The sequence below is a fragment of the Psychrobacter sp. D2 genome (genome assembly GCF_013608135.1).
Classification (GTDB): Bacteria; Pseudomonadota; Gammaproteobacteria; order Pseudomonadales; family Moraxellaceae; genus Psychrobacter; species Psychrobacter cryohalolentis.
Map to the genome: position 1 here is coordinate 358,736 of NZ_JACDXZ010000001.1, position 18,662 is coordinate 377,397.

Sequence of the window (18,662 nt, forward strand, 5' to 3'; positions counted from 1 at the left end):
TCATAAGTTTTAGATGAAATTAAGCTTAGCACTTAGATGTCATACTTTACAACTAATGTTTAGACTAACTTATAGTAGATGAATTTACTCAGTACATAAAATAGATAGAGCTTGCGACTTATAGAAATACTAAGGTGATAACTTGAATCAATAATGTACTGGGTCTCGTCCCTCGACACAGACCTACAATTTTTTATCGTCTACGTTTGGAATTAATATCTATAGATCTGTCCGCTCATAATCAAGATTATCTCAAATTATGCATAACTGCTATATAAATTAAATATCTGCTAATAGCATCGTCAACCATAATTTAAAAATGAGCGGAGGTATTAAAACTATTCACTCTTCAAAACCTCCTTAGCCTCAGCAATCAACTCATGAATCTTCGCGCTTTCTTTTAGTACACAAGCCTCATACGCAGAGAGCGACTCGGCTTCCTGCTCTTTTTCTTGCTCCTGTTTGGCTTTTTCTTCTAGATACTTCTGTAGCTCGTCTTGCTCATTTTGCTCGTTGTATTGAGAGTTGCTCATGGCTTATGTCTCCTAATATTTTTTATCGATTAATAAAAGTCATCACGACCAGCATACTTCTTATTGAGTGCCTTTAATATTGCATAAGTTTCTAAATCTAGCTCGCCCGTTGGCTGCTGTGGTCTAAAATGCAATTGAAAAGCATACACGACATTGCGACTGGCTTTATCCCACACGTCTGTGTCATTGATTTGATAACCGTAATCGCGAAACGCTTGCTTAATCTCAGGTATCGTTGCTGCTGCAAATGCGTCTTGATTCATAAAGAATTGCTTATCAAACTCATCATACCAAGCGCCGATACCATACTCTTTATAGAGTCGCTGCCAAGGAAATTTTGCACCGGGATCGATTTTACGCGAGGGTGCCATATCCGCATGACCGATTATATTCTTTGCTGAGATATTATATCTTTTTGCCAAGTCTTGCACCAGCTGCGCCACTTTCTTAATCTGTAATTCATTAAATTCGACATAGTGCTCATAAGGATGATAGTCGAGCGCGCCGTTTTTTAAGGCATCTCGATATTCAGGCTTAATGCCTGCATTGACAATCTCGATGCCGATAGAGGTATCGTTGAGTATCGTTCTACCGGCAAAGCCGCCGTTACCAGCATGCCAAGCGCGTTCGCCCTCGGGCACTAAGTTATAAATCTTATTATCGTTAATATCCAAGATCAGATAGTGGGCACTCACATTTCCAGTGGTCAGTGTTTTTATAGATCTGGCATTATCTGAGACGGTGTAGTGCAGGACGATGGATTTAATCCGCTCGCTTTTACCAGTGGCTTGATAGGTTTCGCTATCAACAACGAAGCGTTCAGTATTCGCTATTTGGGTGTTATTAGTGGTCACGCAGCCAATTAAAGGCAGCGTTAAGGCGCATGTTAATGCTAAAAAGATATTTTTTGCCATGAAATGCTAACCCTGTTTAATCTTCTTTGCCAAAACCTTCTTCCAGCTCTCTTCCAAACACTCAATCGCAAGCCACGGCTCGATAACCTTTGCATCAAACTTTTCTTTTGAGTGTGATAACTGCCACAGTTTCTCAAGTGTCGCAAAAGGATAGGGGCGTTCGATAAGATAAACCGGTAAATTAGCGCTAATCGTGCCATCGCGAACGACTTGAAAATACCAACCAGCGATGCCTTGTTTGCTGACCCAAGACGCAATATTTGGCACTTTGGTAAATTGTCCGATTTGGTCATTGATTTTGTAGCAGGGGCGGCGCGGCTGGACGATACGTAATTGCACGCTGTCGCCACCATTCCCATCAATGATTTCATCTTGACCATACTGAAAAACGTCACCAATACAAACTGTCGCTTCCGTCATTTCTAGCAAACCATTTACTGCTTCTGTAGTGAGGTTTTCACCCAATGTGCCAACACGCACTTTCAAGCTAAACTCTGCATTAATCTTGTCATAAGTCGCCGTCGCTAGTTGATGTACCGCTTTTAGTGGGCCGCCATGATGACGTCTATCGGCTTGCTCATCAGTTGTGAGACCCATAAAGTCGACAGCGACGGGCGCGTTAATTGGTGCTTTATCAATGGCGCTCATTTCTTCACGGGTAAATGGCATGGCTTTGCCAGCGCGAACGCAGGTGAGGGTAGCGATATGTAGCGGCAAGGTTTGGTTAAAGTCAGCAGTATTTTTTTGGCTAGAAGATGCTATTGTTTTTGAGTTTATAGGTTGTACGTTCATAGGTTGTACGTTCATAGGTTGTACGTTCATAGGTTCTAAGTTCATAGGTTCTAAGTTCATAGGTTTTCCTAATCTATAGGGATTCATTAGGGGAGAGGTTATATCGATATTGGCATTAATAATGCGTATTATCTTAGCTTAATCATTCCTCTAATGGTAAGAATTCAGCCGTTTAAAATTTAACCGTATTTTGAATTTTATTAGCACAGTAAATTTTAGACAAAAAAAGACCAGAATAGATATCTGGTCTTTTTCTTAAGCAGCTTTGGCAATAAATAAGATTATTTATTTTTATTGCGACGACCGGCTGTTTTCTTCTCACGCGGTACAGCAACCAGCTCAGCCAATTGTTCAGGCGATGACCATAGACCTTCTAGGTCATAGAACTCGCGGGCTTGTGGCGTCATCATATGCACGACAACAGCGCCCAAATCAATCAATGTCCAGTCAGAATCGATACCGCCTTCACGACCCAGTGGCATAAAGCCACCCAGTTTGGCTTCAGCGCCGACACTGTCAGCCATTGCACGTACATGGCGCTTTGAGGTACCGTCAGCGATGATGATACGCTCCATTACGTCTGTCAATGCTGCTACATCCATTACGGTGATGTTCTTAGCTTTCATATCGTCTAGCGCGGTTTGAACAAGGGTCAAACATTCTTGTAAACGTTCGTCAGTCATGGTGTTGGTCATAAATTTTAATCTCTTGAATCGTAAATATTAAAAATAAAATGGTAAATCGTCACAATGCATTCTCTAACGAGCCAGATAGAGGCAGACGTTTTTTGAGGAAAAATGATCAAAGTGGGCAAAATTAAAAGTATAAGGCGATTTTAACGGAATTGAGCAGCAGAATATAGCTGATGGGCGATAATATATTGATAAACAGCAGGATTTAGCCATTTAGCTAATGAATTGGGTGCAGTATTGCCTATGATATCATTTATTGGTTGTAAAGATGCAATTTGCATGTCAGTGCTGTGCGTTATATTTAATGATTGAGGTGCTTGCGGCAGCTGCTGATTAAGTTGCTGACGTATGTGTGTGCTTGATATTGCTGTCACAGGGCGCGGGTCGATATAAATATGACCTTGATGGCTATTTTTTACGCAAAAGCTGTTTGTTAAAGATTGGGGGTTAGCGGCTAATAATTCAGTTATAGAATCGATGGTTAAAGGTTGTAGCAGTTTTGGAAGTTGGGATGTTAGAGAGTGGTGCAACTCAGTCTTAGAGAAGTTTTTATCAATTTTGATATCAATATCTATATCGCTATCAAAATTTTCTTCACGGTCAAACACCCATAAACTGACATAATCAGTCAGTTGCAGTCCATCTTTCCAGTGTTCTAAACTACGCGCGCTGTCCATCCCCATGACAAATATCAGACTGTCATGCGGGTAGCGTGTGCGCAGTGTCTGCACACTATCGATAGTATAGACAGGCGGTGCTTGCCACAGCTCAAGCTCGTTAATGTATAAGGGCGACTGTTGCGTTGCCAGCTTTAGCATTGCCAGACGATGCTTAGGATCGGTGCTATCTTCTTTAAAAGGCGAGCGCGCATTGGGCAGCAATGATACATACAGTTCGCGCTGTTGCTGCTGTGCTATTGGTAGCAAACTTTGATAAACGGTCATCGCCATTTGTAAATGACCCTGATGCACAGGATCAAATGAGCCGCCCAAATAAGCACGGATGGCAGACTTAGAAATGTGGCCTTGATAACTATTAGAAGCATTTGACATAGATGAGTGAGTAAAAACTAATGCAGATGAGCGTTGTAGTTGATTTATTTTAAATCGACTATAGCATGTGATTATTTACTTATCCCGATTATCGATTTTATTATGTTTAATTATACCGTTTAAAAGCCATAAAAAAGCCGACCATCATTATGATAATCGGCTCAATAATACGTGTTTTGAATAAAGCTTTAAATGCTTAAATAACGTCGCTATGTGCTTGGATGGCAGTGAGGGCGATGGTATAAATAATATCATCGACCAAGGCACCACGTGACAAGTCATTGACCGGTTTGTTTAAGCCTTGCAACATCGGTCCAACACTGACCACATTGGCGCTACGTTGTACCGCTTTATAAGTCGTGTTACCGGTGTTTAGGTCTGGGAAAATAAAGACGTTTGCTTGCCCAGCAACAGGCGAATCCGGCGCTTTTTGCTTACCGACGCTCATAACAGAAGCCGCGTCATACTGTAGCGGTCCGTCGACTTTTAGATTCGGCGCACGTTCACGGACGATTTGGGTCGCACGGGTGACTTTTTCGACATCAGCGCCAGTGCCTGACGAGCCCGTAGAGTAGCTAATCATTGCCACTTTTGGATCGATGCCAAAGGCAGCAGCAGACTGCGCAGACTGAATGGCAATCTCAGCCAATTCTTCTGCATTTGGATCAGGATTAATGGCGCAGTCACCGTAGACAACCACTTGCTCAGGCAACAGCATAAAGAAGACTGACGATACAAGTGAATACTCAGGAGCCGTTTTAATCAACTGAAACGCTGGGCGGACAGTATTCGCCGTGGTATGAATCGCCCCAGAGACCAGACCATCAACTTCGTCCATCTGTAGCATGGTCGTACCTAAATAAACGGTATCTTGCAGATATTCAGCAGCCACTTCTGCGCTGGTTTTACCTTTGCGACGCTCGACTACAGCGGCGATATATTTGCTCATATCTAAGCTATCAGGATCGATGATTTCAAGCCCTTCAGGTAATACCAAATCGCGGTTTTTGGCGACTTGTTCAACATCAGCACGCTTAGCGAGTAGCACACAGTTGGCAATACCGCGGCTTTGACAAATACAGGCGGCTTCGACCGTACGCGGCTCAGAGCCTTCTGGCAGCACGATACGTTTTTTGGCGATTTGCGCTTTTTTGACCACTTGATGACGAAAAGCAGAAGGTGACAAACGCGGCTCATGATTTTGGCTAAAATACGCTTTAATCCAGCTAAGATCTAGATGCGCCGCGACATAGCGCGCCACTTCTTCAGCACGTTCGGTGTCATCACTTGGAATCTCAGCACTCATGTGTAATAGACTCTGTACCGTCTCAAAGCTGTCATCTTCGACACTCATTACAGGAATACCAGTTTTGAGTGCAGATTGCCAAAGCTCAGCGACGGTTGGACTAGGGACAACGCCGCCAGTCAATACCAATCCTGCTAGCGGAATACCATTGATACAGGCAAGACCCGCTGCCAAGAGTAAATCGTCACGGTCGCCCGGCACCACGATAAGCGTACCACGTTTGAACACTTCATCGACACGTGCAATTGAGCGTGCGGTCAAGCTGATGCGATTGATACGGCGCGATTTTGCCTCACCAACGTTGAGCCAAGTACCATCAAGTTCAGCAGCGATATCCCACGTACGCGGCACGGATAATGAGTCACTAAATGGTACGACACCAATTAAGCGGAATTGTTCGGTATTAAAGTGCGGCGATAAGCTTTGGACTTCTTGTATAAAGCCGCTATCCAAGCTCACAATCGCTTCACCAGGGGCAACGATTTGATTTTCTAAGGTGCTTTGCGTATTTGGCAAGTCATGCATACGCATCAAGATACAGCCAAGCGTACGATCACTTGCCATACCACCAAATTCACGTGCATGGACATCAAGCTTATCGGCCAAATAGGCAGGTTTACTGGTATCAGCGGTGCTAACAAAGATGATTCGGGCATCGAGTGCATGAGCAATCGCACGGTTGATCTGTGAGGCATAAGAAGTTTCAGTCGTCGGTACTAAGCCTTCGCAAATCACCACATCGTAATCATCACCAAGAGTATGGTAGTTAACAACCACTTCTTCCATTAAGTCATCAAGATTGTCATCACCAATCATACGCTCAACATGTTGACGGCTAATCGATTTGGGTGGCTTTAGTCCAAAGGCATGCATGGCTAATGCGCTTGAGCTGTCTAGACTGTTTTGCTTATCCAGCGTATCGTCTTGTAAAAACGGCTTCATAAAACCCGCTTTGATACCGTTATAATCGAAAGCACGAATCAGACCAAGCGCCGCTGACGTCACACCGATACCGCGGCTAATGGGCACAAGTAAAATAGTTTGCATAATGTATCCTACTGTTTATTATATTTTTAGAGAGATTGTCATCCTTGAGCGTATAAGAATTAACTTGTGATTCTTATCGCAGGCATATGAGTGTTATTGTAGACCTAGTTTTATTTTAGACCCAAGGCTGCACGAGTCTCTTGAGCGATACGGCATTCTTCATCAGTTGGGACAACCCATAGCTCAATACTGCTATCGTCAGCATGGAAACTGCCTTCATTGCCACCGACCAACCCAGCGTTCTTATCGGCATCTACTTTGATGCCAAAATGACGCATGACTTCTAAAATACGCGTCCGCGTGGTCACAGAGTTTTCGCCGATACCACCAGTAAAGACAATACCGGTAAAGTCAGGGAGCGCGCAGCTTAAGCTGGCAAGGTATTTACCAACACGATAGCAGAACATCTCGATAGCCAGCTTCGCGTCTTCATGACCTTCATTAGCCGCTTGCTCAATGGTACGCAAGTCATTCGATAAGCCTGAAATACCAAGTAAACCACTTTCACTATTGAGCATCTTGTCGATTTCTTCTAAGCTCATACCAAGTTGGCGCTTGAGATGAATATGTAAGCTTGGGTCAACATCACCGCTGCGCGTACCCATCATAAGACCTTCAAGCGGGGTCAGACCCATACTGGTATCAAGGCTTTTGCCGTCGTAGACAGCAGTTGCTGAACAGCCGTTGCCTAAATGCGCAGTTAACCAACCATGTGGTCCTGTTGCGCTGGTAATGTGGCTGGCGCGTTCTGATACATAAGCATGAGAGGTACCATGGAAGCCATAACGACGAATTTTGTGTTCTGAATAGAGTGCCTTTGGTAGCGGATAGCGGAAAGCAACAGGTGGCATGGTCTGATGGAAGGCAGTATCAAATACCACCACTTGCGGAATATCAGGATAGATTGCTTGTACAGCTTCGATACCCAGCGCGTTTGCCGGATTGTGTAATGGGGCGAGGACTTTTAGACGTTTGACTTCTGCTAACACATGCGCATCGACACGCACCGCTTCTGAGTACTCACGACCGCCATGTACCACTCGATGCCCAACAGCAATAAAGTGATACTGCTCAAGTAGCTCAAGGATTTTCTGTAAGGCAAGTTCATGACGACCACCAGCGATTGCAATTTCTAACTTTTCACCATTTAATGTGGTGTGTTTAATACGGGCAGTATCGAGACCTAAGTTTTCGGCAAGACCTGTGATACGAGTACCTTCATCCTCACTAATTAAGGCGTATTTGATTGAAGAGGAGCCGCAGTTCAATACTAAAGTAGGATTGGTCAGGGTCGATGCTTCAGAATGTTTGTCATCAAAAGTGGTGCTTACGCCAGCGCTCATACTCTATCCTTAGATTGTCTTTTATAAAAGGTGCCGCATCTTGACGATCACCTGTTGAATAAACGAAAACCAGCGATATTGGTGCTGGGATAGGTTGCACGGTTTGGAAACATAAACCATCATCGCGCTGATCTTCGTTATACTTGAGCCATCACTATGTCTAACATAGGTTCAATGTAAAGCAAACGCCTGCTAGCGTTGCCTTATAGCTACAAGGGTTGACTATAATGTATCATATTTTGGCAGTGACACCACGATAACTCTAAGGCTTTGATCAGCCAGTCCTTGATTGATGGTTACAGGTGTACACCGAAGACAGTAAGGGCTTATTAGATAAAATAAGTAAAAATTTGCCTTTATAAAAATTGTAAGTAAGTTTGTCTAGCTTTAGATCAATAACATTGTTTTATATTTATATTGGATTCTCTATCACTACATTTCAGCAAATTTACTACGCAAACATATTCTATAGGCGCACAGCTTTATAGAATAATGCTATGATTAAAAAATCTTCCTATTTTCCCTATTGCAGCCTTGGTTGTTTTCGCTGATAGTGATTTTTATCGCGTACACCGTTGCAAGATTACAGGTTATCTATCCTATGTTTACGACACGATATACCTCAAAACCCAAGCACTCTCAGACAGTGGGCAGCGCTATTCGCCATAATATGTATAACATCATGCTTGGCACGTCGATCACGATAGCTTCAGCGGCCTTGTTGGTTGGCTGCGGACAAAAAGGCGATTTATACCTTGTAGACGCTGGTAGTAAAGCAGTGCGAGATAGCACGGCAATATTAGATAGTGGTAGTAATCCACAAGATACCGCCTTTGCTAAGATTGACAGCGACCAACAAAATACAGAGAATTTTCAGCTGCCTGAACCGAGTAACGATCCTAACGATTACTAATAAGTAATCATGAATTATTAAAATGTAAATGTTCAAACGATTTTTGAGCAAGCCCAATACTTTATTGTTACCTTGATTATATTAGAGATATTTATATGAGTCAGTCAGTCACGACCCAAACTGAGCAAGGCCTGTACATCAATCCTGAAGCCTTAACCGCCCATTTGCCTGAACTACATTATCAAAATAATACGCTACATATGGAGCAAGTCAGTATTACCGAAGTGGTTAAACACTATGGTACGCCTTGTTATGTGTACTCAAAGCAAGCCATTTTGGATGTCTATCAAGCTTATACCGATAGCTTTGCCAGCTTAACTCACCAGATTTGCTATGCGGTAAAAGCAAACTCAAACCTTGCGGTACTTGGCGTATTGGCGCAAGCAGGCGCAGGGTTTGATATCGTTTCACGTGGCGAGCTAATCCGGGTATTGGCAGCAGGCGGCAAAGCTGAACGTGTGGTATTCTCAGGCGTCGGCAAAACCTATAGCGATATTGAATATGCGCTTAACCAAGGTATTGGTTGCTTTAATGTTGAGTCGATTAGCGAGCTGACTCTAATCAATGAAGTCGCCGCGCAGCTTGATAAATCAGCGCCGATATCACTACGTGTCAATCCTGATGTGGATGCCAAAACCCATCCGTATATTTCAACAGGTCTCAAAGACAATAAATTCGGTATTGCTCACGAGGATGCGCTGGTCGTTTATCAACAAGCCGCCAAATTGTCTCATATTGATATCGTCGGTATTGACTGTCATATCGGCTCGCAGTTGACTGAAGTTGCGCCATTCGTTGCGGCATTGGACAAAGTGATTGAGCTGGTACATAGCTTACGTAAAGCAGGTATTGAGCTGCGTCATATCGATTTGGGTGGTGGTCTGGGTGTGCGTTATATTGATGAGACACCAGTGTCTATTGATGAATTTGCCAATGCTTTATTACCAAAACTTAGTGAGCTTGGCTTGACGGTATTTTTTGAGCCGGGTCGTAGTATCGTGGCAAATGCTGGGGTATTATTGACTAAGGTTGACGTGCTCAAACCAACTGAGCATAAGAATTTTGCCATTGTTGACGCGGCAATGAACGACTTAATTCGTCCTGCTTTATATCAAGCAGAAATGGCAGTAATTCCAAACGTTTTACCTAATAATGGTATTAATACAGAAAGTACTGAGCCATGGGATATCGTTGGCGCTATTTGTGAAACGGGTGATTTCTTAGCAAAAGATCGTTTGTTGTCGCTCTCAACAGGTGATATCTTGGCGATCACGGGTGCTGGTGCTTATGGCTTTACTATGAGTAGCAACTATAATTCACGCCCGCGAGCTAGTGAAGTCATGGTAGCTGATGATCGCCACCAGCTGATTCGCAAACGCGAAACCATTGAAGCGCTATATGCAGACGAAGTATTGTGGCCAGGTTAACATCTAAGCAGCATAAAGTATCTCAAAAATCTAACCCATTATCATAATGCTAGTGGGTTTTTTTATGGCAAATTTTGATCAAACACCTGAATAATAAGTGTGGAATATAACTTGGCATTTGATAACGGTGATAGTTATGATTGTAACTGACAGCGTGCTAATATAAGACATACATAAAAATAGGATAGGATATCAGGGATATGCTAATAGAATTTACTAAGATGCATGGGTTGGGCAATGACTTTATGGTCATCGATTTGGTGACTCAGCGTTTGGACTTGACCAAGGATTTGGTGCAGTTACTGGGTGATCGTCATTTAGGTATTGGTTTTGATCAGTTGCTCGTCGTTGAGCCGCCAATGCGCCCCGACGTCGATTTTAGTTACCGTATTTTTAATACTGATGGGTCAGAGGTTGAGCAATGCGGTAATGGCGCCCGCTGTTTTGCCCGTTTTGTGCAAGCGCGCAAGTTATCCTTTAAACAGCGTCTCCGTGTTGAGACGGCAAGCGGCATTATTTCGCTGACGACCGATCGTTATGGCTGGGTAGAGGTTGATATGGGCAAGCCCAAGTTTGAGCCAAGTGAGATTCCATTTACCCCAAGAGCCATCACCAAAATCCAAAATGCTTATCATCTGGACGTGAATGGTACGCCGGTGCAGCTTTATGTTGCCAATATGGGCAATCCGCATGCGGTGATAAAAGTTGACGATGTGCTTGATGCTGACGTTGAAACCTTGGGTAAAGCCATCGAATCGCATCCAGCGTTTCCAGAACGTGTCAATGTCGGTTTTATGCAAATAATGAATCAGCGTCATATTCGTTTGCGAGTGTATGAGCGCGGTGTCGGTGAGACGCAAGCCTGTGGTACGGGCGCTTGTGCAGCCGTTGCCATCGGTATACGCGAAGGCTGGCTTGACGAAGGCGAAGATGTGCGTGCTCAGCTCTATGGCGGCAGCATGGTAATTAAATGGCAGCCGGGCTATTCGGTCATGATGACCGGACCAACCGCATTTGTGTATGAAGGTGTCTTTAGTCCAGATGGCTTGATGGCACAAGCCGGTATCAAGCCCAATCCAGAAAGTTAATAGTAAAATATAAATCACAGTTATTTTTACTGGATAAGTAATGGGGTTGTTTTCAATATGGTGATGTCTTATAAAAAATCTCAAGTGACAGACGCACGATCTGATAAACAATCCGTTTCACCGTCATGGCTATCAGCAGAATTGGCAATCACCTTAGAAGCGGATGCCGCGTTAAGTGAATTATTAGCCCCTGTGCATCGTTGGCTAAATGTCTTATCTGTGCGTAATCACTCGCCGCATACATTGACGGCCTATTTTGCTGGCTTAAACCAGTTGGCGTTATTCCTGCGAGGTAAACGCCTGACATGGACACGTTGTGATAAGCGCCAATTAGCCCAGCATATCAGCCAACGCCTTGATGAGGACAAGCTAGCCCTTGCCAGCGTTCAGCAAGAGTTATCAGCTATTCGTCATTTTTATGGCTGGCTGATAGAAGAGGATTTGGCACGTATCAATCCAACTACAGGCTATCAGCTCAAGCGCAGCCCTAGACCATTACCCTCTATCGCTGATGTGGATTTATTGACGCAATTGCTCGACCAAGAAATCCCTGATACACCTGAACAAGCACGCTTGTGGCTACGTGATAAGGCGATGTTTGAATTACTTTATAGCAGTGGTCTACGTGTCGGTGAACTAGTCGCGCTAGATATAGTAGATGTCGACTTAGCTGATCTGCGCGTACGCGTGACCGGCAAAGGTAATAAGACACGCCTAGTACCTTTAGGAATAAAAGCGGCTGAGGCCATTCGTCGTTATTTACCGCACCGTAATCTGTGGGTAGAGCAGATGGACAGTGCATTATTTATTAGTGAAAAACTGGGTACGCGTTTATCAACACGGGCCGTGCAGCAGCGTCTTAAAGTTGCTGCTACTCGTGCTGGTATTGCTCAAAACATGTATCCGCATCTATTGCGCCATTGCTTTGCATCACATATGTTGTCAGGAAGTGGCGACTTGCGCGCTGTCCAAGAGATGCTCGGACACAGCGATATCAGTACCACGCAAATTTATACCCATGTCGATTTTGCTAAATTGACCCAAGTCTATGACCGTGCCCATCCTCGAGCCACTCACGTATCCAAAGACAGCGATTCAACCCTTTAATTTTAAAAGTGTCTTTCATAGCAAATTGCTTTGATTAAAAAAACCTTTTATCAAGACGCTTTTATAAAAATTATTTTATGCCAAACGATGACAATCAAAGATAGGCATCTTTTGTCGTCCCTGATTTTGCGCTTGTCTATCTAACGTCGCTAAGACCAAAGCATAATTTTTATGGTCTTTATTCAAAGATGGGGTCAATTCGCTATCATTATAGCTGCTCATTACAGTTCCATCATAAGCGCTAATCGTCGTATGTCCCCACGTCTGACGTTTATGACCGTCTTTATACGCATGCTCACCGCCTTGTGCTGCTCCAATTACCATACATTGGCTGTCTAAAGCTCGCGCTTGCAGTAAGAGCGACCAATGGGCTTGTCCTGTTAGATACGTAAAAGCAGATGGCGCACTTAATAGTTCTGCGCCTGCTTGCCGCAGACGCTGCGCCAATGCAGGAAAGCGTAGATCAAAGCAAACCATCATACCGAGCTGATAAACATCATCATTTACTTCGAGCGCTGCCATGACCGTCTGCGTACCTGGCTCAAACGTCGCCGCTTCGTTATAACTGCCTTGCTTATCGGCGACGGTCGCAGTGAATAAGTGAATCTTGTCATAGCGTGCCACTTGTGTACCATCCGGCGCAAACAATAGGCTTACTTGGCGCAATCTACCATCAGGCACAATCATACCGTCAGGGCGATACGGGCAGGGCAGAGAGCCCGCTAGCACGTATATACCATATGTACGTGCATACTCTGCTATCGTCGCTGACAGCGCATCAAAGCGCTCTGCTGTCGCAAACTGTCTACCCATGCTACAGCAGTTTTCTGGTAGTACGACAAGCTGCGCGCCTTGTGCACGAGCATCCATAATAGCGGATTTTATATCCGACAGATTGTCTTCAATGCTTTGCTGGCTATTCATTTGGATAGCAGCAACGGTCAGCTGTATGTTATTTATATGTTCATTCATAGCAGGCTTCTCAATATTGTTAATGTTATATATCTCTTATAAAACGTTTTCAGGTTTGTCATTATTAATGGTTTATTTGAGCCTTACTCCGCAAATCATTCTATGCAACTATGCACAGGTATAAATTTTTATTAAAGTATTCTTTAGACGCTACCAGAAAGCTACGGACAGAGGTTTGTCATTCACTTATCTGGCAAGGGCATAAATTATCATAGCAAAATTGTCGCAAAAAATGCTATCGTCATGTCCTGTTAAGGGTAAACCGCTCACTAATCAGCATTACAAAGACAATATTACCAAGACTGGAGTGTAATAAACTGCCCATGAGTATGTCGTTCGGATTGGCGACCACGCTAAGCACCTCACAAAAACTGACCCCGCAAATGCAGCAAGCCATTAAATTGCTGCAGCTCTCTAGTCTTGAGCTTGCGCAGGAGGTTCAAGCGAAGCTGGACAGTAATCCATTACTAGAACGCATCGAAAACGATGAAGATGAGTACGAAAGTATGGATAAAGACGCATTAGATGAGTTTGGCGAGCCACTAACGTTAGACAGTTGGAATCAGAGTACTGCTTCTGATACGTTTTCTATCTCTCCTTCATCAAATAATGAAGAGGGCTTTGACTATGATGACAGTACTAGCGATAGCTTTACTCATGATAGTCTAGATAAATTGCAGCAAGACGGTTTTGATAAGGATGCCATCGACAGTTATACGCTTGAAGACTTTGAAGGCTCCAACTATGAAAGCCTTAACTATGGTAGCCCTAATGCAGATTATGACGGTTTTAACACCGCCAGTACTGGTTTAGGCAGCATATCAGCGCGTCCAGATTCTGAGGACTTTGATCGCTATGAGGGCAGTACCAATGCGACGATTCAAGACCATGTGCGTTGGCAGCTGAATTTTAAACGTCTCTCAGAGACAGATACTCTGATCGCTGAGTATTTGATGGATTCTATGGACGACATGGGTTTTGTACGGCTCGATATAGAGGAGTTGCTCCAGAGCTTTGATACCATTGCGAGCTTTTATCAGTGGAATGAGCGCGTTGAGCAGGATGAAGTAATGGCAGTACTGCGCATGATTCAATCCTGTGATCCGCTGGGGGTTGGCGCACGAAATCTAAGTGAATGCTTAGCGATTCAGCTATCTAAGCTCGACACTGACACGCCTTATCTAAAACAAGCCCAAGCGCTCTTATCTGCCAGTGAGTATCTGGTCAGTAATAATATCAAAGCCTTAACTGAGCGAACAGGACTTGCCGCACAGGAGATTACTCCTGCGCTTACGCTATTGCGTACTTTAAATCCTTCACCAGGATTGCTGTTTCAAAGTCGCCAACCTGATTATGTTCAGTCGCCCGATAGCTATGATATCCCTGATGTACTGGTAACGCCTATCCGTCGCCATGATGCTCATCAAAACACCAACACATCTACCCAACAAGATGGCTGGCAGGTACGTCTAAACCCTGAAACCTTGCCAAAACTACGAGTCAACCAAGAATATGCCAACCTTGTTAAGCGCGGCGATAATAGCCCTGATAATCAATATCTGCGTGAAAACCTCACCGATGCGCGCTTGTTTATTCGCAGTATCGAAGAGCGTAATCAGAACCTTTTAAAGGTCGCCACTAGCATCGTGCGCTACCAGCAATCTTTTTTGCAGTATGGCGCCACTGCTATGCAACCGCTTATTTTAAAGGTGATTGCAGACGAAGTCGATTTACATGAATCAACGGTCTCGCGCCTGACCACTAGCAAAACCATTTTGACACCGCAAGGACTGTTTTCGCTCAAGCATTTCTTTTCATCACATGTTAGCAGCAGCGATGGTGATATCTCATCAACTGCTATCAGCGCGATGATTAAGCAGCTTATCGCTGATGAAGAGCCCAAAAAGCCATTGTCTGACAGTAAAATAAAAGATTATTTGTTAGCAGAAGGTATCGATATTGCCAGAAGAACAGTCGCTAAATATCGTGAAGCAATGAATATTGGCTCATCTACACAGCGCAAACAAAAATATTAATGGTCTGAATTCAATAAGTTATCTGACGAGGTGATTAATAATCAAAATATTCTATAGGAAATATAAAAAATAAAATTTTCTGATTATATAGAAACATTAAAGAAACAACCGATTTTATTACATTTACTTACAATATAAAGCCTTGCTACTAGCGGGTTTTCATGACAAATTAGAGTCATACCAACATCAAAATCAAAGTGTCGATTTAGCAAATTTATGTAGTCAGTCATTAGGGATGAGATAAAAAAGACGATAAAAGGATACGTCGATATTTTATTAAAAGCACTGCTATTAAAGGCGTTGAGGATAAAGATACAAGATTATTTTGTGGTAAGGCAGGATGATAAGAGCAGCGATGCGACCTCATCTGTTGATTGTAAGTACTAATAAGAGGACAATAATATGAATGTTTCTATCAGTGGTCACCATATCAGTATTACCGATGCCATGGACACCGCAGTTCGCGAAAAACTTGAAAAAGTCGAGCGTCACTTTGATCAGATTCAAAGTATTCAAGTGATTCTATCACTAGATAACAGCGGTGCTAAAAAGAGCCATAAGGCTGAAGCTATCATGCGAGTCTCGGGTAAAGAGATGTTTGTGCAAGCTCTTGATGATGATATGTATAAAGCCATAAATGAGATGGCAGACAAACTTGATAGACAAGTACGCAAGTATAAAACAAAAATGGAGAGCAAAAAAACACAGGGTGCAGGGCGTGATGCTCGCTATGAAGATTTGATGACGGCTGAAGCTGAGCCTGCAGTTTAGTGATAGCTTGTTGTGTCATAAAATTTTAATAATTATTAGCCAATAAATAAATGCACAAATAGCACGGTTATTAAATTGACCAGTATTCCTGAGTAATTTGAATACGTGACATGCTCAAAAATGAGCAATTCAGCAAGCCTAAGACGCTAAGTAAAAAAAGACCTCAAACGAATAATCGTTGAGGTCTTTTTTATAATAAATTTTAAAAGGAAAGGTTTGTAAACGTTAGGTTTTACAGTGTGATTTTCTAAAATTCTATGTATCAAAAACGACTATCTATTTCAATGGTTAAAAACCTTAGCCACCGCCTACAGCCTGTACTACTTCAATAGCCATGCCTTCAACGATATGTAGCTTATCAAGCTCACTTTTAGGAATCAGTTCACCATCGACTTCTACCGCATAACGACCGTTACTAAGCCCAAGCTCATTGACAACCAATTGTACCGTTTGATGAGTCGTCTGTAACTTCTTACCATTGACACTGATATTACTCATAAACTGTGCTCCCTAATAATCCAAAATTCCTATGTAACTATCTTATTTTTACTATTAACCGTGCCTGAATGACTGATTAAATCAAAGATTTGTATTTAAATGCATGTATCAGCTGTTTGTTAAGCGTGCTGAGGATACTGCAAGCCATAACCAACCTGCAATCATCAGCACACCGCCAATAGGCGTAATGGCACCGAACCAACGTGGCGCACCAAGTGTCATGGCGTACAAACTACCCGCAAAAATAATGACACCAATTTGTAATAACCATGCGGCGGTTTGGGTTGCATAGTTTAAGCGAATAAGGATACCAACAAGTAATAATCCAAGCGAATGGACGAACCAATATAGGGTTGCTGTCTGCCACCATTCTAGCTGTTGAGTGCTGACCATGTCTTTAAGACCATGCGCGCCAAACGCGCCTAAAGCAACGGCGATAGCCATATTGATCGCCGCGATACTTATCCAATTGAACATGGTTGTACTCGTATTGTTGAATAAATGCTTACTAGGCAAAAACAGTTGTCTTATCGATAGGCAACTTATTGAATATCATCAGGCAAAATCACACTGTCGATGGTCATCGCTTCACGGATTTTATCCATGGCGTTTTTCTCGATTTGGCGTACGCGCTCAGCAGAGATAGAGTAGACCGCTGCCAACTCATGCAGTGTTGATTTTTGCTCAGATAACCAGCGCTGCTCGACAATATCACGCGAGCGATCATCCAAGGTTTCCATTGCAGCAATCAAGGCTGATGAATTATTTTCTTCCCAGTCAGATTCTTCGACGATTTCGGCAGGGTCAATGCCATCTTCTAAAAATAGCTGCGGTGCATAACGTCCATCGTCATCGTCACTTGATTGCGCCTCAAATGACGCATCATAAGAGGTCAGGCGCGACTCCATTTCCAGCACTTGCTTACGAGTAACATTTAAGTCATTGGCAATCGCATCGGCTTCTTCAAGGGTCAACTGATTGTTGGTCTTTTTTAAACTGCGTAAGTTAAAGAACAGTTTACGATGCGCCTTGGTTGTGGCAACTTTTACAATACGCCAGTTACGGATGACAAATTCATGAATCTCTGCTTTAATCCAATGCACTGCAAATGATACTAGACGCACGCCTTTATTAGGATCAAAACGTTTTACCGCCTTCATAAGTCCCAAATTACCTTCTTGGATCAAATCTGCTTGCGGTAACCCATAGCCTGAATAGCTGCGGGCAATATGAATGACAAAACGCAAATGCGACATGACCAGTAAACGCGCCGCTTCTACATCGCCTTCATCATAATAGCGATGGGCAAGCTCTTGCTCTTGCGTCGGAGTCAAGATAGGGATTTGGTGCACGGTATTAATATAAGCACCCAAATTCACCCCAGGTGCGGACAAATGCGTCGGCATGGCAGGTACCAAATCACGGGTACTGGTATCGCCAAGCGCGCTGGCATCATAAGGCGGACGCTCAGCTGCCGCTTTCAGTGCTGCATCGCGCGCTTCGTTTACTTCAGGAACAGCGCTGTCTTTTTTACGGTTATTTGCAGCGTTAGTAGTGGTATTAGCCATATTCTTGACCTTGGTTAAATAGATAAGCAAACAGTCAGATAAAAATCTTTATAGTTGTAATTGTAAAGGATAGCGACGCTTAGTTGCTATCAGTTTTGGTAATGATAAAGTGATATATTGTATCAACAGAATATTTAGATTGGCTGGCGCTAAATTCTTCACTGTCTGATACGGTGGCTTGATTAATACTAAGCAATAGCGAGTTCATGGCTTTTGTTTGTAAGCTTTGCTGACAAAAAGCCATAATGTCAGCTTGAGAATTTGGGTCAGTTGCCACAACGTACAATGACTCCCCAGAGACGATACTGCGTAAAGCGACCTTAGTTTTTAACAGTGGCATCGGGCAGGCAAGTCCGCGACCATCGACCATATCTTTGATAACAAGTACTGGTTTACTCAAATCTGTTTTATCATTTAAGTTGATGTCATCTGTTGGTAATAAGTCTAGGAGCTGCCTGAGTGATTGCTGCTCGCTCTTAGACACAGTCTCTCCCAAACATATTGGATAAGAGGCTCGTACCATGATGGATGGACTATCAGCAGACATAAAATAAACCTTTAACATGGCTAATATTAAACCTTGTGTTTCAGTCTAATGCTTAG

The 18,662-nt window shown here is 43.2% G+C and carries 18 protein-coding genes; 6 read left to right on the forward strand and 12 right to left on the reverse strand.

The genetic code is table 11. The features are described 5' to 3' along the window. Positions 1 to 338 precede the first annotated feature (338 nt). The 7 genes from H0262_RS01565 to H0262_RS01595 form a co-directional block, all read right to left on the reverse strand. Positions 339 to 533 (reverse strand): hypothetical protein, encoded by a 195-nt coding sequence (locus H0262_RS01565; protein WP_181209443.1) that lies wholly within the window; start codon positions 531 to 533, stop codon positions 339 to 341. Between the two features lie 29 nt (positions 534 to 562). Then, the gene (locus H0262_RS01570; RefSeq protein WP_181209444.1) at positions 563 to 1,447 is read right to left on the reverse strand and encodes an N-acetylmuramoyl-L-alanine amidase; all 885 of its coding nucleotides are present in this window, start codon (positions 1,445 to 1,447) and stop codon (positions 563 to 565) included. Between the two features lie 6 nt (positions 1,448 to 1,453). Beyond that, on the reverse strand, positions 1,454 to 2,299 hold the full coding sequence (locus H0262_RS01575) for an MOSC domain-containing protein (RefSeq protein WP_409033811.1): 846 nt from the start codon (positions 2,297 to 2,299) through the stop codon (positions 1,454 to 1,456). Between the two features lie 221 nt (positions 2,300 to 2,520). Next, positions 2,521 to 2,934, reverse strand: a complete 414-nt coding sequence (rsfS, locus tag H0262_RS01580; RefSeq protein ID WP_011512587.1) for a ribosome silencing factor — start codon at positions 2,932 to 2,934, stop codon at positions 2,521 to 2,523. Between the two features lie 140 nt (positions 2,935 to 3,074). Then, positions 3,075 to 3,983, reverse strand: coding sequence for a nicotinate-nicotinamide nucleotide adenylyltransferase (locus H0262_RS01585; RefSeq protein ID WP_181209446.1), 909 nt, complete (start codon positions 3,981 to 3,983; stop codon positions 3,075 to 3,077). Positions 3,984 to 4,179: 196 nt separating this feature from the next. Continuing rightward, the gene (gene pta / locus H0262_RS01590; protein WP_181209447.1) at positions 4,180 to 6,336 is read right to left on the reverse strand and encodes a phosphate acetyltransferase; all 2,157 of its coding nucleotides are present in this window, start codon (positions 6,334 to 6,336) and stop codon (positions 4,180 to 4,182) included. A gap of 110 nt (positions 6,337 to 6,446) precedes the next feature. After that, the gene (locus tag H0262_RS01595; protein WP_011512590.1) at positions 6,447 to 7,679 is read right to left on the reverse strand and encodes an acetate/propionate family kinase; all 1,233 of its coding nucleotides are present in this window, start codon (positions 7,677 to 7,679) and stop codon (positions 6,447 to 6,449) included. Between the two features lie 601 nt (positions 7,680 to 8,280). On the opposite strand from H0262_RS01595, the gene lptM reads away from it, so the two are divergent. From lptM to H0262_RS01615, 4 genes are all read left to right on the forward strand, one after another. Next, the gene (gene lptM / locus H0262_RS01600; protein ID WP_011512591.1) at positions 8,281 to 8,592 is read left to right on the forward strand and encodes an LPS translocon maturation chaperone LptM; all 312 of its coding nucleotides are present in this window, start codon (positions 8,281 to 8,283) and stop codon (positions 8,590 to 8,592) included. A gap of 95 nt (positions 8,593 to 8,687) precedes the next feature. Next, positions 8,688 to 10,019, forward strand: coding sequence for a diaminopimelate decarboxylase (lysA, locus tag H0262_RS01605; protein ID WP_181209448.1), 1,332 nt, complete (start codon positions 8,688 to 8,690; stop codon positions 10,017 to 10,019). Between the two features lie 200 nt (positions 10,020 to 10,219). Continuing rightward, positions 10,220 to 11,107, forward strand: coding sequence for a diaminopimelate epimerase (dapF, locus tag H0262_RS01610; protein WP_020442583.1), 888 nt, complete (start codon positions 10,220 to 10,222; stop codon positions 11,105 to 11,107). Between the two features lie 57 nt (positions 11,108 to 11,164). Then, on the forward strand, positions 11,165 to 12,214 hold the full coding sequence (locus H0262_RS01615; RefSeq protein WP_181209449.1) for a tyrosine recombinase XerC: 1,050 nt from the start codon (positions 11,165 to 11,167) through the stop codon (positions 12,212 to 12,214). A gap of 75 nt (positions 12,215 to 12,289) precedes the next feature. Here the strand turns inward: H0262_RS01615 and H0262_RS01620 are convergent, their stop codons facing one another. Next, the gene (locus tag H0262_RS01620) at positions 12,290 to 13,186 is read right to left on the reverse strand and encodes a carbon-nitrogen hydrolase family protein (RefSeq protein WP_181209450.1); all 897 of its coding nucleotides are present in this window, start codon (positions 13,184 to 13,186) and stop codon (positions 12,290 to 12,292) included. A 323-nt stretch (positions 13,187 to 13,509) separates the two neighbouring features. Here H0262_RS01620 and rpoN point away from each other — a divergent pair, with 323 nt between their 5' ends. Beyond that, positions 13,510 to 15,222: an RNA polymerase factor sigma-54 gene (rpoN, locus tag H0262_RS01625; protein ID WP_181209451.1), complete on the forward strand. Its 1,713-nt coding sequence runs from the start codon at positions 13,510 to 13,512 to the stop codon at positions 15,220 to 15,222. 402 nt (positions 15,223 to 15,624) lie between these two features. Next, positions 15,625 to 15,993 carry a ribosome hibernation-promoting factor, HPF/YfiA family gene (gene hpf / locus H0262_RS01630; protein WP_149408943.1) on the forward strand — a complete coding sequence of 123 codons (369 nt, stop codon included), beginning with the start codon at positions 15,625 to 15,627 and terminating at the stop codon, positions 15,991 to 15,993. A gap of 297 nt (positions 15,994 to 16,290) precedes the next feature. On the opposite strand, the gene thiS is transcribed toward hpf, so the two are convergent. The 4 genes from thiS to H0262_RS01650 all read right to left on the reverse strand — a co-directional run bounded on the left by thiS (position 16,291) and on the right by H0262_RS01650 (position 18,606). Further along, positions 16,291 to 16,491, reverse strand: a complete 201-nt coding sequence (gene thiS, locus H0262_RS01635) for a sulfur carrier protein ThiS (protein ID WP_149408942.1) — start codon at positions 16,489 to 16,491, stop codon at positions 16,291 to 16,293. Between the two features lie 108 nt (positions 16,492 to 16,599). Continuing rightward, on the reverse strand, positions 16,600 to 16,968 hold the full coding sequence (locus H0262_RS01640; RefSeq protein ID WP_181209452.1) for a DUF423 domain-containing protein: 369 nt from the start codon (positions 16,966 to 16,968) through the stop codon (positions 16,600 to 16,602). Between the two features lie 65 nt (positions 16,969 to 17,033). Further along, the gene (rpoH, locus tag H0262_RS01645; RefSeq protein ID WP_011512600.1) at positions 17,034 to 17,897 is read right to left on the reverse strand and encodes an RNA polymerase sigma factor RpoH; all 864 of its coding nucleotides are present in this window, start codon (positions 17,895 to 17,897) and stop codon (positions 17,034 to 17,036) included. A gap of 241 nt (positions 17,898 to 18,138) precedes the next feature. Then, positions 18,139 to 18,606, reverse strand: coding sequence for a sulfurtransferase TusA family protein (locus tag H0262_RS01650; protein WP_181209454.1), 468 nt, complete (start codon positions 18,604 to 18,606; stop codon positions 18,139 to 18,141). Positions 18,607 to 18,662 lie beyond the last annotated feature (56 nt).

Excerpts from the sequence above, each read along its gene's own strand:
- H0262_RS01565 (WP_181209443.1), bottom strand. The coding sequence starts at position 533 with ATGAGCAACTCTCAATACAACGAGCAAAATGAGCAAGACGAGCTACAG.
- H0262_RS01570 (WP_181209444.1), bottom strand. The coding sequence starts at position 1,447 with ATGGCAAAAAATATCTTTTTAGCATTAACATGCGCCTTAACGCTGCCT.
- H0262_RS01575 (WP_409033811.1), bottom strand. The coding sequence starts at position 2,299 with ATGAACTTAGAACCTATGAACTTAGAACCTATGAACGTACAACCTATG.
- rsfS (WP_011512587.1), bottom strand. The coding sequence starts at position 2,934 with ATGACCAACACCATGACTGACGAACGTTTACAAGAATGTTTGACCCTT.
- H0262_RS01585 (WP_181209446.1), bottom strand. The coding sequence starts at position 3,983 with ATGTCAAATGCTTCTAATAGTTATCAAGGCCACATTTCTAAGTCTGCC.
- pta (WP_181209447.1), bottom strand. The coding sequence starts at position 6,336 with ATGCAAACTATTTTACTTGTGCCCATTAGCCGCGGTATCGGTGTGACG.
- H0262_RS01595 (WP_011512590.1), bottom strand. The coding sequence starts at position 7,679 with ATGAGCGCTGGCGTAAGCACCACTTTTGATGACAAACATTCTGAAGCA.
- lptM (WP_011512591.1), top strand. The coding sequence starts at position 8,281 with ATGTTTACGACACGATATACCTCAAAACCCAAGCACTCTCAGACAGTG.
- lysA (WP_181209448.1), top strand. The coding sequence starts at position 8,688 with ATGAGTCAGTCAGTCACGACCCAAACTGAGCAAGGCCTGTACATCAAT.
- dapF (WP_020442583.1), top strand. The coding sequence starts at position 10,220 with ATGCTAATAGAATTTACTAAGATGCATGGGTTGGGCAATGACTTTATG.
- H0262_RS01615 (WP_181209449.1), top strand. The coding sequence starts at position 11,165 with ATGGTGATGTCTTATAAAAAATCTCAAGTGACAGACGCACGATCTGAT.
- H0262_RS01620 (WP_181209450.1), bottom strand. The coding sequence starts at position 13,186 with ATGAATGAACATATAAATAACATACAGCTGACCGTTGCTGCTATCCAA.
- rpoN (WP_181209451.1), top strand. The coding sequence starts at position 13,510 with ATGAGTATGTCGTTCGGATTGGCGACCACGCTAAGCACCTCACAAAAA.
- hpf (WP_149408943.1), top strand. The coding sequence starts at position 15,625 with ATGAATGTTTCTATCAGTGGTCACCATATCAGTATTACCGATGCCATG.
- thiS (WP_149408942.1), bottom strand. The coding sequence starts at position 16,491 with ATGAGTAATATCAGTGTCAATGGTAAGAAGTTACAGACGACTCATCAA.
- H0262_RS01640 (WP_181209452.1), bottom strand. The coding sequence starts at position 16,968 with ATGTTCAATTGGATAAGTATCGCGGCGATCAATATGGCTATCGCCGTT.
- rpoH (WP_011512600.1), bottom strand. The coding sequence starts at position 17,897 with ATGCCGACGCATTTGTCCGCACCTGGGGTGAATTTGGGTGCTTATATT.
- H0262_RS01650 (WP_181209454.1), bottom strand. The coding sequence starts at position 18,606 with ATGTCTGCTGATAGTCCATCCATCATGGTACGAGCCTCTTATCCAATA.